This window comes from Microcoleus sp. FACHB-SPT15 (assembly GCF_014849525.1).
Classification (GTDB): Bacteria; Cyanobacteriota; Cyanobacteriia; order Cyanobacteriales; family Coleofasciculaceae; genus Symplocastrum; species Symplocastrum torsivum.
This window is the reverse complement of record NZ_JACJNU010000040.1, coordinates 24,449-42,123: the sequence shown is the minus strand read 5'-3', so window position 1 is coordinate 42,123 and position 17,675 is coordinate 24,449. Positions and strand designations below refer to the sequence as shown.

Below are 17,675 nucleotides of genomic sequence, written 5' to 3'. Positions count from 1 at the left end.
CATGAGTCAACTGAGTAGCAGAGTTGATAAACATCGCCTCAAATCTCTGAGTGGAGGGATGGCGATTTGGTTAGGAGTAGCAGGGCTATTGGTAAGTGTGCCGATTATGACAAGCATTTCCGTTGTGCAGGCTCAGACTGTTCCTGCGACTGTACAACAAGCCTTCACACTCCTGAGACAGGGGCGAGTTCAAGATGCGATCGCACTTTTTGAGCAAGCCCGCCGACAGTATCCTCAATTGTTAGAAGCGAAGTTAGGTTTAGCGATCGCGTACAGGCGACAAGGGCTGATTCCCCAAGCATGGCAAGCCTATCAAGATGTCCTGGCTCAAGACCCTAACAATGATCTGGCACTAAGGGCAGTTGGTTTACTCGGTAGCTATCGTCCGGAGTGGCAACTAACGGGGATTGAAGCACTGACGACACTGCTGAACTTGAATCCCAATGATGCGGAAGCTCGTGGACTACGAGGACAACTATACAGTTACCAGCAACGATTTGCCGAAGCCTTGGCTGACTATCAAATTGCGCTGCAAGCAAATCCAACGCCAGAAGTGCTGGTGGGAGCAGCAGAAGCGTATACCAATAGCGGCAACCCTCAACAGGGACTTGAACTCTTTAACCGCTACCAAGCCACAGGGAAAGCGATTACAGACTATTCCGCGATCGCTTATGCCCGTGCTTTACGAGAAACGGGTAATCCCGCTGAGGCTGTACAGGTTTTAGAGGCGCAGCTTAGAACCTCAAAAACATTAGATGACTTAGCAATCCAAACTCGTGCAGCACTTTCGTTAAGCTATCTGGCGAATCAACAGGTGACTCAAGCCTTGGTAGTATTAGAGCCATTGCAGGGTAACCCAGAGGCTGTGTTGCCATTAGCGCGATCGCTTAATGAAATTCGGACTCAGAGCAACAATCCTACTCTTGCGTCGCAAGTTGGTACTCTTTACCTTCAGGCATTAGAGCAAACTCCCAACCCAGAGCCAAGGTTGCTGCGTGAAGTGGCTGATGTTTTGAGTGGACTACCTCAGGGACAACAAACCGCTCTACAACTGTACCGACAACTAACTGCCCTTCAACCGGATGACCGCAGTCTGGTGGTTAAACAACTAGCGCTGGAAAGTGAACTGGGTTTGATTTCTCAAGCTGACTTGAGAATACGTCTTGCGAGTGCCCTTCAGCCTCTACCGACAGACCCAATCCAGCAGAATGCGATCGCGCAAGCTTTGGCAGGAATCGATCCTCCGGGAGCAGAATTTCTCCCGATTTATCAAAGTCTGCTTGCATCAGGTGTCAATGTACCGTTTCTGAACTTCAGAACTGCTCAGCTATTAATCGAAGGAAATGACCTAATTGGCGCAAGAACTGCTTTAGCCGCTTATGCTGCAACCAATGAAGGAGCAAGGGATTTAGCACCACAATTGTTAGCAGCAGAGATTGAGCGTCGTGAAGGAAACTTAGAAGCTAGCGCCCAACGCTACCAAGGGTTGATTGCTAGTAACTTAGCGGATAGTGATATTTTGAATGCAGCCCTGCAAGGACTTTCAGGCGTTCGTTTACAACAAAATCGACCTGTTGAAGCCCTGGCAATTTTTGACCAATTGGTAGCTCGTAATCCTCAAGATTTAACACTTCAGCTTGCCCGGACAACACTTGCTTATGAGGCTAAGCTAATAGACGAGTCACAAGCAGAGGCTGTTTTGAATTATTGGCTACAGACACAACCGTCCACCGTCGCGCCACCAGAACTTTTTGCCTTAGTTGGCACACTACCAGCAGACGCACGACGGGAACCTTTATACAATGCCCTGCTTCAATTTGATCCGAATAACATCCCCGTACAGGTGCGAACAATTCAAGTGCTGGCAAAGCGCTCTCCAGAGCAAGCGAGGGCACGGGTAGCTCAATTAGTGGCTCGTGACCCTTACAATATCGGTAGCTATTTTTTACAAGGACAACTCGCTCAATCTATTAATGATTTAGAGTTTGCAAGCCTTGCTTATGAAGCGATTTTGGCAGCCCAACCGAGTAACGTTGAGGCATTGTCGGCTTTAGGAGGGATTCGGTTTCAACAACGACGTTTTGATGATGCGACCAATCTTTATTCTCAAGCGATCGCGCTTCGACCCAATGACTTGACAGTGCGCCAGTCACTGATTAGCTTAAGTAGGGCTAAAGACCTACAGCTAGAGGCGCTTACAGCAGTCGAACAACTGCAACTCGAACAAATTGAGAGGGGGGCTTCTAGCAGCGATTTATCTCGCCAAAGACAGCAAATCCAAGAAGACTTCCTGCGACGACGAGGATTTCAACCCCCCTGGGAACGTTTTTAACCTGCAAGCCCAGATGATTGTGAAAATGCTGGTTTTAGTTCGGGTACTAAGATTGATGGCTTTTGCCAAAAAGCCTCGGTGGTTTCTCAAGAGCGTTACCACCACTACCATTTTATTGGGTTTAGCTGGCTGTATTTCCATCTCCTCTACACCACCCCCCGAAACAGCTTCCCCCGAAGCACCAGAAGCCTCCCCACAGACAAGTGCATTGCCTGTCGCCAGTTCCCCATCCCTACCCGAAGCGACCGCTAACCGGGAACTGCTCGAAGAAAGTTGGTTGATTTACCGAGACAAATTTATTCAAGAAGACGGGCGAGTGATTGACTTTGAAGCAAGCGATCGCTCAACCTCTGAAGGACAAGCCTACGCCATGCTGCGGGCAGTAATCCTCGATGACCCTACTACCTTTGCCCTTACCTTAGACTGGGCAGAAAAAAACCTCAAGCGCGTGGGAGCAAAAGGCGAACCCACTGACCAACTTTGGGCTTGGAAGTGGGGAAAGAATCAAGCGGGTAAATGGGGACCCATTGACAAAAATTTTGCCAGCGATGCCGATGTTGATGCCGTTACAGCTCTCATCCTTGCCTCACGTCGCTGGAATCGCCCAGAATACCTAGAGCTAGCACGCACCAAACTCAATGATTTGTGGAAATTTTCCACGATAGCCGAGCCAAAAGGCAAGCGTTATCTCTTACCTGGGCCTGTAGAAGCCTTTGTCCCCTCGCCATCTACCCTATACCTCAACCCGTCTTACCTGGCGCCTTATGCTTTTCGCCTGTTTGCTCAGGTTGACCCCGACCATGATTGGTTGAGTTTAGTAGACAGTAGCTATGAAGTTCTCGAAAAGTCTTCTCAGGTTTCTACCGTGGGCTTGCCAAGCGATTGGATCGCACTCGACACCAAAACGGGGAAATTCCAGCCAATCCCAAGCTCTAGCCAACTTCAGAGCGTCTACAGTTTCGATGCCTACCGCGTTTGGTGGCGGGTTGCTTGGGATTCGGCTTTGTTCCAGTCACCGGAAGCCGATCGCTATCTACGCACTGCCACGAAGCATCTCCAAACGCAACTGCGATCTTCATCGCGGATTCCAGCACGAATTAATCTTCAGGGGAAACCGACAGTAAATTACGAGGCAACTTCTCAATATGCGATGCTATATCCCGCCTTCCAGTTAATTGACCCAGATACGGCTGAACAACTGTTAGAGCAGAAACTTTTACCTCGATATAACCAAGGGATTTGGGATGATGAATCCGCTTATTACATCCAGAACCTAGCTGGGCTAGGGCTTTTACCTCCCACCGCCATTCAACCTCAACTCCTACAACCCTAATCGAAAAGTCCTCAGGGATATTTAGCATCACTAAAGTTAATTGATTAAAAATACTGACCGCCTCGCCACCAAGGTGAACTTACTTCCATGAAACGCTTGTTTGGTCACTCTCAACCCACAACTACTACTGCCAATCGCAGACAACGAAGTCCTCGATCTGCGATCGCAAGTCTACTCCTGTGGCTGTTCCTACTCTGTAGTGTGGTGGTCTTAACACTGGGGATAACAACCACCCTGGTCACTGCTCAAAGTGATGGTAATCTCAAAGAGCAGGAAGACCAATTTATCCGCGAGTACGCCTTACCCAGTTCTCCAGCTAAACCCCCTGTCTACAAGCCTCGACCCGCTTCCCCTCCCAAACAGCAAAGTCCGTCCTCACCCCAACGGCAAGCTGTCCCCCCCGCTCAACGGCAAACGTCTCCTGCGCCAGCACCACAACAGCGGCAATCAGCACCACAACAACGTCAAAATGTCACCCCACGCCCTGCACCTCGCTCTGCCCCTCCACCTGTAGCAGACGAACCAGCTCCGGCTCGTCGCCGTGAGCCTGTACAAGAGACAGTAGAAGATAGTCCAATTGAAGACACTTCTACCGCTGAGACGCTCCCAACAGGTCAATATGTTTTGGAGTTTAATCGCTCTCCTGTTGTAGGCAATCGCTTCCGTTTACAGGGTATCTATTCTGAAGCGCGACTGGGCTTTACCCGTCCCCATGGCTGGAAGATGCAATCGGCTAAGGCACTCATCCGCTTCCAGCACTCACCCTCCTTGCTTGCCAATCGCTCCAACCTAACCGTGCGAGTTAACGATCGCAGTGTAGGCAGTGTACCGCTGAACCGCAAAGAGGCAGAGGTGGGAAGTGTGGCGTTCAATATCCCGCCCGGTGTAATTCAGGACTACAATGACCTTTCCGTTGTCGTCCAGCAAAATACCGACCCCCAATGCAGTGACCCAAGCGACCCGACCCTTTGGACTGAGATTTTACCCGACTCAAAGTTGGTGTTGGGATACCAGTCTCAAGCCGTTCCCTTAAGTTTTAGTGGCTATCCCTATCCATTCTTTGACGAACTCAGTTTGGAGCCGAATCGCATCGCTTACCTGCTGCCGAAACTCGGTGAAGCTTGGTTAACCGCCGCCCCCCGTCTTCAAGCTGCATTAGGTAGACTTGCTGATTTTCGCCCGATTGAAACTCGTTTGGTTGAAGATATTGACCAAGTAGAGGCAAACGAGCGATTGGTGATTATTGGTACTCCGGAAGATCAGCCGGGTTTAGAGGATTTGGATCTACCCTATAGCATTGCAGGTAACCAGATTCTGGATGGGAATAAGAGTCCTTTACCTGATGATGTTGGCGTACTGATGCTGGCGACAGCTCAAGACGGTAGTGTCCCTGTTTTAGTCGCTACCGGAAATGGACCAGTCGGTGTTGCTAAGGCAGCACAGTTTTTGGTACAGCCAGACCCCAGTAAAATTGGCACAGGTCAGGCAATCTTAGTCTCCGACCTTAAGGAAGTGTCAGCACCTCCGCCTCGTCAGTGGCCCCGTTACTTACCAGACAAGAATTCTTTTGCCCTCAGCGACATCAAAACTCAAGTTAACGGTGAGCCATTTAAAGATGTCACGGTTCGAGGTTCTGGGGCACCGCCGATTGAGATCGATTTTCGGGCTTTACCGGATGACCGATTTAAGCGGGGGAGTTCGATGACCCTGCGTTACAGCTACGGGCCGCAGGTGAATCCGAGAACTTCTGCGGTAGAAGTATTACTGGATGATGTTTTCATCGGCGGGGCACGGTTAAATTCCGACAAAGGAGGGAATCGAGAAAGCCTAAAGGTGGATTTGCCTGCCGAGTTGATTCAGTCCAACTCCAAACTCACAGTAGCGTTCCGCCTTAATTCTAGAGAACCCGCGAAATGCGGTAGGGTAACTGACCAACAACTAACGGGTACCCTGCACTCAGACACTAGCTTCAATCTCAACCGAGATACCTTTGCACAACTGCCAGATCTAAAACTGTTGCGATCGGGTTATCCATTTACAGCTCCTCAGGATTTGTCGAGTACAGCAATGGTTGTCCCAGACCCTCCCTCGGATGCGGATTTGCTGACGCTACTTGCTGCTAGTGAACGCTTGGGACGGCTGAGTCGAGCAGATTCAGTACAGCTAGCGGTTTATACGGCGAGTACACTGCCTCCCGATATCCGCAAGAGCCATCATCTTGTCGGAATTGGGATTCGGGAAAAATTCCCTTTTCCCGAAGTGTTTGAATCGGGTGGCTTTCGCTTAGGTAGTGCGCTGTCACGTCAGTGGAGTCAAGGCAGCATCAACACTTGGCCGGATTCGGAAGGCATGATTAAGCAAATAGTCTCTCCGGCAAACCGCGATCGCGTATTATTGGCTCTCACCGCTCAGAGGGAGAGTGGTTTAGACCAGGTGCGGCAAGTCATCAACAAAGACCCCTGGTTCTTCCAACTTCGAGAGGATACGGTACTAATTAGCAGCAACCAAGAAAATCCCTCTAGTTATGACCCTGATGCCTACAAGCTTAAGTTTCTGGAAGATGCTCCTTCAACCAGCCGCATAGAGAATGCGACTCTGCTCAGTAAGGCATCTCGCTTCATTCAAGAACACTGGTTCATACTCCCTATCGCTGTTGTAGGAATAGCACTCTTGCTTTATGGCATTAGTCAACTGTATCTCAAGCGCATCACTGACAAGCGTATTACTGATAAGACGTAGTCAAACGGGCCCAATCCTTAGTCCCCAACCCCTCTTGTTGAAATGGCATTTTCCTCATTCAGAACTCGGTTGATGCGGCGGCGGCAGCCTCGTGCTTTGTTAACCGTCTGGCTCGTCGAACGTCTACCTCGGTTTTTTGATCGAGCGTTGGCACGCCTGGGATGGAACCAGTTGAAGTGGATTACGTTGCTACTGCTGTTGCTATCCGTTCCTTTGATTGTTACGCCACTGAAAGTTTGGCAGCAGGGTCTTGTTGCCTTGTTTCTTGTGGCGGTTGGTCAAAGCATTGTGCAAGTTGAGTCTCAACAGTCCGACCATAAAACCAGCGAGTACCTGCACTTGTTTTTGGCGTGGCTCAGTATCGTAACAACGCTACGCTACCTGTACTACCGCACGACGTACACCCTGAATTTTAATAGCTGGCTCAACGGATTATTTTGTCTGCTGTTATTCGGGGCAGAACTGTATGCAATCTTGACGCTGATACTTGCCTACTTTCAAACCCTGAAACTCAAAGACCGCGAACCCGTTGATCTTGCCAATTTTCCTCAAGACCAATGGTTTAATGTCGATATTTATATCCCAACCTACAACGAAGACGTTGAAATTGTTCGCAAGACGGCATTGGCTGCTGTAGCGACTGACTACCCAGCCGATAAAAAACGTGTTTACATACTCGATGATGGTCGCCCAGAACGGTATAAGGAAGGTGACCCGCGAAGAGAAACCTTTCAAGCCCGTCGGGAAGAGTTACGCCAAGTTTGTCAAGACATTGGCTGCACACTCCTAACGAGGGACAGTAATGAACACGCTAAGGCGGGTAATATCAACACGGCTTTTCGCCGTACTGATGGTGATTTAGTCCTTATCCTCGACTGCGACCACATCCCAACGCGGCAGTTTCTCCAGCATACGGTGGGCTTTTTCTTCGACCCAAAAGTCGCGTTTGTGCAAACGCCCCACTGGTTCTATAACCCTGACCCTTTCGAGCGTAACTTGCTCACTAAGGGTAAAGTTCCGGTGGGTAATGAACTTTTTTACAAGGTACTGCAAAAAGGTAACGACTTCTGGAATGCTGCTTTTTTCTGCGGTTCAGCGGCTGTGATTCGCAAAGAGTATGCGCTTCAGGTTGGGGGTATCGCGACAGAAACAGTTACAGAAGATTGTCATACAGCATTTCGCCTGCATTCTCTGGGCTATGAGTCAGTCTACTACGACAAAATTATGGTAGCAGGGCTTGCGCCTGAGAAGTTTTCCTCCTATGTCGGTCAGCAAGTTCGCTGGGCACGGGGGATGGCTCAAATTCTGCGGTTGGAAAATCCAATGTTCAACCGCAAGCTGAATCTGACCTTAGCGCAGCGCCTTTGTTATTTTAGTGCGACTTCGCACTTTTTCTATGGCTTCCCTCGGTTGATGTATGCGATCGCACCCACAGCATTCCTACTATTTGGCATCAACCCCATCCAAGGTTTGGGTTCTGAAACCTTAGCCTATGCTCTCCCCCATATTCTCCTTGCTCTAAATACCAACTACATCACTTACAAGGGGGTTCGGTTTTCCTTCTGGAACGAGGTTTTTGAGTTTGTGATGGCGTTCCAAGCCGGATATGTCACATTCATGGCGCTGATTAACCCTAAATTGGGTTCCTTTAACGTTACGGATAAAGGGCTAACGGTAACGAAGCGCTACTTTGACTGGGAATCGGTGCGGGGTCTGTTGGTAGTCGCTGCACTCGTCGTTGTTTCTCTAATTGCTGTCCCCTTTTGGCTCATTCTACGCCCAGAGGATACTGAGGCAGTTCTGGTCAACGCAATGTGGTGCATCTTTAACTTAATTCTGCTGGTCGCTTCTTTGGTGGTGGCTTTTGAGCAACCGCAACTGCGCCAGACACACCGCTTACAACGGCGCCTAACGGCTATAGTTCACAGCATTGATAAGAGTTGGGTTGGTAAAACCATTAATGTCTCTGAAACAGGTGTTCTGATTGCCTTAGATACTTATCCCAACTTGCCGGATGAAGTGGAAGTCGAGCTAGTGGGAGATTTTGGAACACGGGCGTTTCTAAATGGACGAATTATCCGAGGGAAACCGACGAAAGAAACTCAAACCTATTTAGCAATTGATTTTGTCAATCTGACTCGCAGCCAACTTGATGCTTTAGCCTTGGTTATCTATTCCGATGTTGATGAATGGTACTCTCAGAAGCGGGATGATGTAGACCGCCCCCTCGCTTCCTTCAGATTCCTTGCTAGTAGTTTGATTCGCTCACTGCGCGAGTTCCAACCGGATACTGGAACGAAGGTACGCAAGCGTGTGCAAGCCGCTGCTCAGTTATATTTCGAGGGAAACTTTTTACCTGGGGAAGTTACTGAACTGGGGACTAGAAGTATACGGCTGGAGTTAGATAACAATGTCATCACTTCTGGCAATATGCTTCGAGAAGAAGACTTAGAGCGGATGCAACAAGATAAACCCCTTGTAGGTTTGCTATTGAGTAAGGAAAAAAACAGTCCGCTACCAAAGCGCTTTTTGGCTCAAATCGTAGCCATAGAACTGTCACCTGCTTCAGACAACGGTCACTCTACTACTCGGAAAATTGCCGTTGAATTAAGCTTCCCAGAGAAGTTCATGCAACGACAGGGCGATAAGATTAAACAACTTTTGCAGGTATTGGAGTGAGGAATAGGTAAGAACCGAGACAAGCGGAAAGAGAAAAGGTTAAAGAGATAAATTTTCTTTACTTTTTTCCTTTAATCTTTTCCCTAAAGCTGAAATTCGGTAGTGCAGGGTTACAGCGGCTGCCGGAGATTCGTGAAATTGAAAATGTGGAGTTATTAGAGGCGATCGCAGAAGCCATCAAAACAGTCAGTACACTAGACGAACTCAGCCAAATCTACAGAACTGAGCAATAGATACCAGGATTTTACGGCTCATCTTAACTACAGGCGAAATGCGATCGCGTTCTTGTCAGCGAGCAACAGCAATCCGGAACTCCACACAATTGAAGCCAATCACTGGCACACAGAACGCTACCATTACTATACTATTGACGCCGTTGAAAGCCGTGCAGCTTTAGCTCACGGATGAAAACTAGTGAGCGCTTTTAAGCGCCTTGTGTGATAAAATAACAATAATAACTAGGTTGCTCTCACCTAAAAGGATGTTCAAGTTCGTCTGACCCCCCTTTGACGAGAGAAGAGAATTGAAATTTGTGCCAAGTGTGGAGCTTGAGGCGGCTTGGTGCATTGGGAAAGACTCGCCACAAATACCGTGGGACACACGGAAATTTAAGCTTGAGGAGTGTTCTGCAAGGAACAAGAATGTTCGGTAAGACGGGAAGTAACTAACCGCACGATCAGCCCAAGAATCACCGAGCTAAAGCTACGGTGAGTGTCAAGATAAGGATGCGCTTAGTATCCTACAATTCAAGCTTCTAGTTATTCGCCTACTATGTCCTCTCCCGCTTCCCCACAAGAAGAACCGCAAGATCAGTCAAATCTAGAAAAAATCCGGGCAATGCGCTTGGAGAAGGTTGAACAGCTCAAAGCTTTGGGGCAAAATCCCTATGCCTACCACTGGGAGTCCACTCACCACGCAGCAGAACTCCAAGAGAAATTTGCTGACTTGTCCGATGGAGAAGAAGCTGCTGAATTTGAAGTAGCGATCGCGGGTCGTATTTTGGCGCGTCGAGTCTTTGGAAAGCTAGCATTCTTCGCTCTACAAGACGAAACTGGCACGATTCAGCTCTACTTAGATAAGAAGCGCATCACCGAAACAATGGCAGATGTGCCAGATGCCTTTAACCATCTCAAGCAGCTAACAGATATTGGGGACATCATCGGCGCCAAGGGAACAATTCGACGGACGGAAAAAGGCGAACTCTCGGTCTATGTCAGCCGCTACACCGTCCTAACCAAGTCGCTGTTGCCCTTACCAGACAAGTGGCATGGTTTGACCGACACAGAAAAGCGCTATCGTCAGCGCTATGTTGACTTGATTGTTAACCCTGATGTCCGGGAAACCTTCCGACGCCGTGCCAAAATTATCGCTGTGATTCGGCGCTACCTAGAAGACCAAGGCTTTATCGAAATTGAGACACCCGTGCTTCAGAGTGAAGCGGGTGGTGCAGATGCTCGTCCCTTCATCACCTATCACAACACCTTAGATATGGAGTTGTACCTACGGATTGCTACAGAGTTACCTCTGAAGCGACTTATTGTAGGGGGATTTGAAAAGGTATTTGAGCTAGGGCGTATCTTCCGTAATGAAGGCATTTCTACCCGCCACAATCCTGAATTCACTTCGGTTGAGTTCTATCAAGCTTATGCCGATTACAACGACATGATACGGCTAACGGAGGAAATCATTACCACCGTTGCTCAAGAAGTCTTGGGGACGCTGCAAATAACCTATCAAGGTGAGGTGATTGACCTAACACCACCTTGGCGCAGAGTGACGATGCATGAGTTAGTGCAGGAGAAGACGGGTTTAGATTTTACTCAGTTCCAAACCCTTGAAGAAGCAAAAACAGCGGCTCAACAAGTCGGCATTCAGGATGTGGACGAGTGCCAATCAATTGGGAAGCTACTCAACGAATGCTTCGAGCAAAAGTGTGAGGAAACGCTGATTCAACCTACTTTTGTTCTAGATTATCCGGTTGAAATTTCTCCCCTTTCAAAGCTGCATCGAGAAAAACCAGGGCTAGTGGAACGCTTTGAGCTATTTATCGTTGGGCGGGAGACAGCAAATGCCTTTACAGAGTTGACTGATCCAATTGACCAACGAGAACGATTAGAAGCGCAGGCAGCACGGAAGGCAGCAGGGGACTTGGAAGCACAGGGCGTTGATGAAGACTTTCTGACAGCGCTGGAGTACGGGATGCCCCCTACTGGTGGGGAAGGCATCGGTATCGATCGCTTGGTGATGCTGTTAACCGATAGTGCCAGTATCCGGGATGTCATCGCTTTCCCTCTGCTGAAGAATACCAGCAATGTGATTAAATCTTTCGACTATGACGAGAAAACTCAAACCTTACGAGTTGAGTTCAATAGTGGCAGCGTCTACAAGTACCATGACGTACCTGAGAACGTGTATCAGGCGCTAAAGATAGCCCCATCGGTCGGTCAATACTTCAATACACACATTCGGGAGAAATACGGTCAGGATCGAGAGGTCTAATACCCAAATTTATTGTAAGGGCGCACGTCGGTGCGTCCTTAACTGGAATGGCACTGACTTAACTTTGAAATATCAAACGTTGTCCTGGTCTTAGTTGAGCCAGAACGCGAGCAAGTTGAGGCTTAAGTTGATCAAGGAATTTCTCAAGCTCTTCAGTAGTCAAATCCCGCAGCTACTTTTGGGCTTGATTGAGGGCAACGACAACTGCTCCGGCTTCTTGTTGAGGAGACTGGCTAAAGTTTTCATAGAATTGGAGTTGCAATTATTAGGCTCAAGTTCCAAGTTAATTACCCTGACATAGGAGCAAAAATAGAGAGATGCGATCGCCTTAGCCCATCACTTCATCTACAGTAAAACTAACCTCAGGAAAAGCCTGTATAGTGACCGTTTGACCTCGATAATACTTGTGAATAATTTGGTAACCATTCTCAGAAGGTTGTCGGTAAACTTCCAAGCATTGCGCGTTGATATCAACTAGCCAGACTTCAGCAATGCCACTATTCGCATAGAGAAGAATTTTCACATCCCGATCTGCTTCGACAGTCGTGTCTGCAACTTCCACTAACAGCAAGATATCTTCTGCTTGGGGATGTCCTGCCTCGTAAAAATCTGCGCGTCGTCGCAGCAATACCAAATCTGGTTGAGGTTCAGAGTTGTCATCTAATTCAACTGGGTTTTGAACTCGAACTATTGTCGCCTGTGCCAGACGCAGAATAAACATTTCATTGAGACGGTCAACACACGCTGCATGACGTCTGCCAATTGGGGTCATCTCAACAATCTCTCCTCGAATCAGTTCCACTCGGTCATCCTCTGTGAGGATACCTGCTTCAGCCATTTGGTGATACTGCTTTATCGTGAAGCGCCGTCTGAGTAGCTCAATAGACATCACAACCTCTCCATAACATTACTCAAGTAATTTCATTATCGAGCGATCAGCTAGTGAAAGAAGATGTCTCTCAATGCGATCGCGTCACCGTTAAAATCGTCACGGGATTGAGAGGAGTAAAACGAGTTAGTTGTCCTACAGGTACAGAACGCGAGAGCTGAACTTGTAGCAAGTGGTAATCCCAACAGTGTAACTTTAGCCAGCCGAGAGCTGTATTAAGATGTTCCAGGGTTGCTAGAGCGAGTACCACAATACCCCCGCTAGTGAGCCGAGCCTCACAGTTATCAAGAATGGCAGTTAAGTTACCACCGCTACCCCCAATAAAGATGCGGTTTGGTGCTGGTAGGTGATTCAAAATTTCTGGTGCTGTACCGTGGATTGAAACGACGTTTTTAACATGAAGGCGTTGGCAGTTCTGTCCAATTAAGGCACTACCGATCGCAGTTTTCTCAATCGCATACACCTGAGATGTGCTACACAAGCGGGCAATCTCAATGGAAACAGAACCTGTTCCTGCACCAATATCCCAAATAATTTGCCTTGGATGCAGCGCAAGTTCTCCCAGGATAAGAATCCGTACCTCACGCTTCGTCATCAAACCAGGGCGATCGCTAAAGCTAGCAAACGTCTGATCGGGTAATCCCAGTAGGGGTAGAGAGTCAACATCCAACAATGCTTGAGCTGGCTCAGACTGACGCAGTAATAGAACGACATTCAGCGGTGCAAACCTCTCGTGCAGTAACATATCCACCGCAACTTGCTGCACCATCTCATCGGCACCTCCCAGGTTTTCACAAACCCAGAACTCGTAGCTACTGGCTAAATCCAGAGCGAGAAACAGACGTGCGATCGCATTTGGCGTATTTGTTCCATCTGTCAGTACGGCAATCTTCTCCACACCCTGCTGTAGGGCAGCCGTCAACTGCTCTAGAGAGCGTCCGTGGGCACTAATAACCTGAGCATCCTGCCAAGGGACTTTTACGCGATGAAACGCTAGCTGAACCGCACTCAGATGAGGATAAAACGTCAATTGCTCCGGTGGTAACTCTTCCAGTAATAAGCGTCCCAAGCCAAAAAAGAGTGGGTCACCACTAACCAACACTACAATGCAGCTATTGGGTTCATCCGCTGCTAACTGGTTGCGAATTTCCCGAATTGCCTGAGATAAATCTCCCAGTATTAAGCGTGAAGCCGTATGGCTTGGGAAGTAGCTCAAATGGCGATCGCTTCCTACCAACAACGTTGCCTGCTCCACCAACTGCCGCACGGCAGCCGTCAGTCCGGCTGCACCATCTAACCCAATTCCCACTACATGTACGGGTGTCATTTCTAGCTATCAGCGCTCAGCGCTCAGCGGTCAGCTTTCAGCTTTTGGATGATTTCAGCTTTTGGATGAACGAAGCCAGCATTCGTTTGATTTCAGTGACATCACTATTAAGCTGTTGGTAGTGTGAGCTTTCTATAAAATTAAGGTCACAAGCCAGCAGCAAGTGATACTCCAGTTCACTGGCTGACCCCATTGCTATTTGTAAGAATCGAGCCAAGTCAGCATCACTGCCTCGACCACATCCTTCCGCAATATTAGCTGGAATTGATGCCGAGGCACGTCGAATCTGACTGGTAAGTCCATAAAGTTCCTGTTGGGGAAACCGAGCTGTGACTTGATAGATGTTAAGGGTTAATTGATGACTCTTGTGCCAAACTTTTAGCTCTCTAAAATTCTTCAACTTCCTACTCGATCTGGAAAATCTAAAAGCTGACCGCTGATAGCTGATAGCTGACCGCTTAATCCACTGCTTCCCAAGCTAAAACCAAAAGCGCGTTAAGAATTGCAGCAGCAACAGCAGAACCTCCTTTGCGCCCCTCAACGCGAATTTGAGGTACTGGTGTTTGGGCTAAGGCAGCCTTTGACTCTAAAACGGAGATAAACCCAACAGGCGCACCAATCACTAGCGACGGTTGAATCGGTGCTGTTGACAACTGGCTACACAGTGCTAGCAAGGCGGTAGGGGCATTGCCAATGACAAAAATCGCATTAGGGAATTTCTCAAAGCACTGCAATAAACCAGTTTCTGTGCGGGTTTTTCCTGGCAGTGCGACAGGGGCAAGTTCTACAGCAGCAATTAGGGGGTTATTGAAGGTTTTTTCTACCATTCCAACTACCCCCTGCTTCACCATTCCCACATCTGTGATAATTGGTACTCGTTGCTGGAGAGCTTTAATACCCGATGCGATCGCACAGTGCGACGTGGTAGCGTCCTTCGCACCCTGACTAAAGTGAACCAACTGAGTAAATTCAAAGTCCGCCGTGCTATGAATCACTCGTCGGACAATGCTGTACTCAGTTGGACTGAAGTGGTGTTCACCGATTTCTCGGTCAATCACCGCAAAACTCTGCTCCATAATCGGGTGGATTGGCAATCGCATGGAGATACAACCAAGCAACGTGTAAGCTGAAATTTAAAACTCCACTACTGGCCAATCAGGCTCGCGGGAGTAGCGCATCATATCTTCAAACTTTCGTAACTCTGCCCGTTGAACATTCAGGGGAATGACTTCATCGGGTAAAGCTTGTTGATTCAATTTCGTTAGCGTATCACTAAGGCGATCGCGTTCCAGTTCTGGTGAAATCTCGCCAAAATATCCCAGCGTAACGTGCGCTGTGAAGTGATACTGCTGTTCAACACCCAAGCCAATGAGACTCCGATTTTGATAAATCGCTCGGCGAAGTTCTGACAGTCGCTTGTAGGAGTCTTCGTTATTCGGTATCAAACACACCGCGACGGCGCGAGGTCTTACCATTAAACCTAAAAGCTGCCAGCCAAGGGAATTACCTCTGGCAACTGAGTGCTGATACTTCTGAAAACTGTCTTGGACACGTTCATGGAGTTGCTCGTCATACTGAGGATTTTCCGCTTTGCGTTCACGGTAGGCACTGTCCCAAACCAAGTCCGCTAAGGTTAAATGAAAGCTAGCAGGAGGTACGGGTACCAGTAAGCCTGTGTCTAGTTGCTGTAACAGTAGTTGTTGGAGTTCCTGCAACTGGACGTAAAATGCTTCATTTTCTGAGTCTTCTTCCCAAGGGGGTGTCACCACCGTGTAGCCCGGAAAAGGCGCTGCCTCGCTGGTGCCATCCGGGAGATGCTTAAACTTAGGTGACTCCTGGATGTGCTGCAACTGGGATTGATAGGTTGCTGGTAGCACCAACCGTGCCACTCGATTTAAATAAGTTTGATAAGTCTCGTCCAATCTAGATCCCCTCGCAAACCGTGGGTGTTTATTATGACAATTTACCTCTACTGGGGAGAAGATGACTTTGCCCTGACACAAGCTGTAAACGAATTGCGTAAAAGTGTCCTTGACCCCAGTTGGGTTAGTTTCAACTATGACAAAATTTCTCCTGATCAGCCTGATGCCATTATCCAAGGGCTGAATCAGGTAATGACTCCGCCTTTTGGTATGGGTGGGCGTTTAGTTTGGTTAGTCGAGACAACCCTGTGCCAGCAATGTTCAGAGGATTTACTGGCAGAACTAGAGCGTACTCTACCAGCGATTCCAGAAGAGTCAGTTTTGTTACTAACAACGTCCAATCGACCGGATGGACGCCTCAAATCGACAAAGCTGCTGCAAAAGTACAGCCACATCCGAGAGTTTTCTCTTATCCCGCCTTGGAAGACAGAACAGTTAGTTCAGCAGGTACGCACTTGTTCTCAAGAGGTTGGTGTCAAACTAACAGGTGCTGCGGCTGAACTTTTGGCACAGTCGGTTGGGAATGATACCCGACAACTGTACAACGAATTGGAAAAATTGCGACTTTATACAGGTGATTTAGCCAAAGTCTTAGATGAGAAAACTGTAGCTACCCTAGTCACTTCAAACACTCATAACAGCTTACAACTAGCAGCAGCGATTCTCCAGGGGGATGGAGCAAAAGCCTTAGAGTTGGTTGCGGATTTGATCAACAAAAACGAACCCGCTTTGAGGATTGTCGCCACGCTGATTGGGCAGTTTCGGACTTGGTTATGGGTAAAGCTAATGGTAAGTGAGGGAGAACGGGATCAAAAAGCGATCGCCACTGCCGCCCAAGTCAGTAACCCTAAACGAATTTACTTCCTCACCAAAGAAGTCCAATTCCTTTCTCTAGAGCAACTAACCTCAACACTACGGGTGCTACTAGAGTTGGAAATTAACCTTAAGAGGGGGTCTGAACCTCTTTCAACCTTGCAAACTAAGGTGATAGAACTTTGCCAAATCTGTAGCGTACTGATTCAGCGCTGAATAAATCACTTAGAGGCAAGGAGTCGTCTCGTTGTTTGAAATCAATTTTGACACTTCAAATCATGAAACATCCATTTCATACATCCCAAGGAACTTCTGCCCCGTAAAATAGTTCAGAAAAACTAGCCCTCTATGGTTTTACTTACTTGTTTCTTGGTCGCACGCGATCACCATGATGACTTTATACTGTTCTCGCCGTCGTCTTAACCGAACCTTCTCCCAATTCTTCGTTGTGGGGGCACTTGCTACAATGGGTTTGCTTTCTGGACTCACGCCAGAGTACTCCAGAAACTCCCAATCCTTTATCTTCAGTTCAACGGCTTATGCTCAAGAGGTTAGTGCAGAGGAAATCACACGCTATGCACGAGCCGTCTTGGCAATGGAGCCACTGCGTCAACAAGCCTACAGCGAAATCAAGCTAATCATTGGCTCTGGGAACATTCCCGACATTGTTTGCGGTCGTCCTGCAAGCATCACAGCGCTCCCGGCTGGAGCGCAAACGATCGCACGGAACTACTGTAACCAGTCTTCAGCCATTGTGGCAAATTTCTTCCCCAGAGGAAAGACTGGTCGATTCAATGAAATTACAAATCTCATGCAAAGAAACCAAGGTTTACACGCACGGATTCAAAGTGAATTACGACGCCTCCAACAATAAAGTTTTTGCAGGAGTTGTCGGATTGACATGAGTCTTTAATGCCGGAGCAAAAGGCAAGACAAGTGTTTTTTTCATTCTTGCCACAAAGAAAAAGAGGAACTTCACCTGTCAACTATTGACGTTTTGCAAGGCAATATCGAAAGATAGAGGCACGTTTTTAAGGATTTCACATTTCCTGTGCCACCTGCATTTATGAAGAACCCTTTTGCTCTAATGTGCCAAACTTGCTCCAGTCAAATACTGAGGCGTGCGAGTGTTGCCGTAGTAA

General features: G+C 48.1%; 12 protein-coding genes. 7 read left to right on the top strand and 5 right to left on the bottom strand.

Annotated elements, in window-relative coordinates; translation table 11 throughout:
* Position 1: 1 nt before the first annotated feature.
* From H6F98_RS13635 to lysS, 5 genes are all read left to right on the top strand, one after another.
* On the top strand, positions 2–2,332 hold the full coding sequence (locus H6F98_RS13635) for a tetratricopeptide repeat protein (RefSeq protein WP_192219241.1): 2,331 nt from the start codon (positions 2–4) through the stop codon (positions 2,330–2,332).
* 25 nt (positions 2,333–2,357) lie between these two features.
* The gene (locus H6F98_RS13630) at positions 2,358–3,665 is read left to right on the top strand and encodes a glycosyl hydrolase family 8 (protein ID WP_242058525.1); all 1,308 of its coding nucleotides are present in this window, start codon (positions 2,358–2,360) and stop codon (positions 3,663–3,665) included.
* 87 nt (positions 3,666–3,752) lie between these two features.
* A complete protein-coding gene (locus H6F98_RS13625) occupies positions 3,753–6,404 on the top strand; it encodes a cellulose biosynthesis cyclic di-GMP-binding regulatory protein BcsB (RefSeq protein ID WP_192219240.1) in 2,652 nt (883 codons plus the stop codon).
* A gap of 42 nt (positions 6,405–6,446) precedes the next feature.
* Complete coding sequence (gene bcsA, locus H6F98_RS13620) at positions 6,447–9,083, top strand: UDP-forming cellulose synthase catalytic subunit (protein ID WP_192219239.1); 2,637 nt, start codon at positions 6,447–6,449, stop codon at positions 9,081–9,083.
* A 771-nt stretch (positions 9,084–9,854) separates the two neighbouring features.
* Positions 9,855–11,582 (top strand): lysine--tRNA ligase, encoded by a 1,728-nt coding sequence (lysS, locus tag H6F98_RS13615; protein ID WP_192219238.1) that lies wholly within the window; start codon positions 9,855–9,857, stop codon positions 11,580–11,582.
* 328 nt (positions 11,583–11,910) lie between these two features.
* Here the strand turns inward: lysS and H6F98_RS13610 are convergent, their stop codons facing one another.
* The 5 genes from H6F98_RS13610 to H6F98_RS13590 form a co-directional block, all read right to left on the bottom strand.
* Positions 11,911–12,471, bottom strand: coding sequence for a Uma2 family endonuclease (locus tag H6F98_RS13610; RefSeq protein WP_192219237.1), 561 nt, complete (start codon positions 12,469–12,471; stop codon positions 11,911–11,913).
* A gap of 70 nt (positions 12,472–12,541) precedes the next feature.
* Positions 12,542–13,798: a precorrin-6y C5,15-methyltransferase (decarboxylating) subunit CbiE gene (cbiE, locus tag H6F98_RS13605; protein ID WP_192219236.1), complete on the bottom strand. Its 1,257-nt coding sequence runs from the start codon at positions 13,796–13,798 to the stop codon at positions 12,542–12,544.
* Between the two features lie 37 nt (positions 13,799–13,835).
* Positions 13,836–14,198 (bottom strand): four helix bundle protein, encoded by a 363-nt coding sequence (locus H6F98_RS13600; RefSeq protein ID WP_192219235.1) that lies wholly within the window; start codon positions 14,196–14,198, stop codon positions 13,836–13,838.
* A 58-nt stretch (positions 14,199–14,256) separates the two neighbouring features.
* The gene (locus H6F98_RS13595) at positions 14,257–14,898 is read right to left on the bottom strand and encodes a cobalt-precorrin-8X methylmutase (protein ID WP_192219234.1); all 642 of its coding nucleotides are present in this window, start codon (positions 14,896–14,898) and stop codon (positions 14,257–14,259) included.
* A 33-nt stretch (positions 14,899–14,931) separates the two neighbouring features.
* A complete protein-coding gene (locus H6F98_RS13590) occupies positions 14,932–15,720 on the bottom strand; it encodes a DUF1868 domain-containing protein (RefSeq protein WP_192219233.1) in 789 nt (262 codons plus the stop codon).
* 33 nt (positions 15,721–15,753) lie between these two features.
* Between H6F98_RS13590 and holA the strand changes: the two genes are divergently transcribed.
* Entirely contained in the window at positions 15,754–16,749 is a 996-nt protein-coding gene (holA, locus tag H6F98_RS13585; RefSeq protein ID WP_192219232.1) for a DNA polymerase III subunit delta, read from the top strand.
* 172 nt (positions 16,750–16,921) lie between these two features.
* Positions 16,922–17,407, top strand: a complete 486-nt coding sequence (locus tag H6F98_RS13580; protein ID WP_192219231.1) for a DUF4168 domain-containing protein — start codon at positions 16,922–16,924, stop codon at positions 17,405–17,407.
* Positions 17,408–17,675 lie beyond the last annotated feature (268 nt).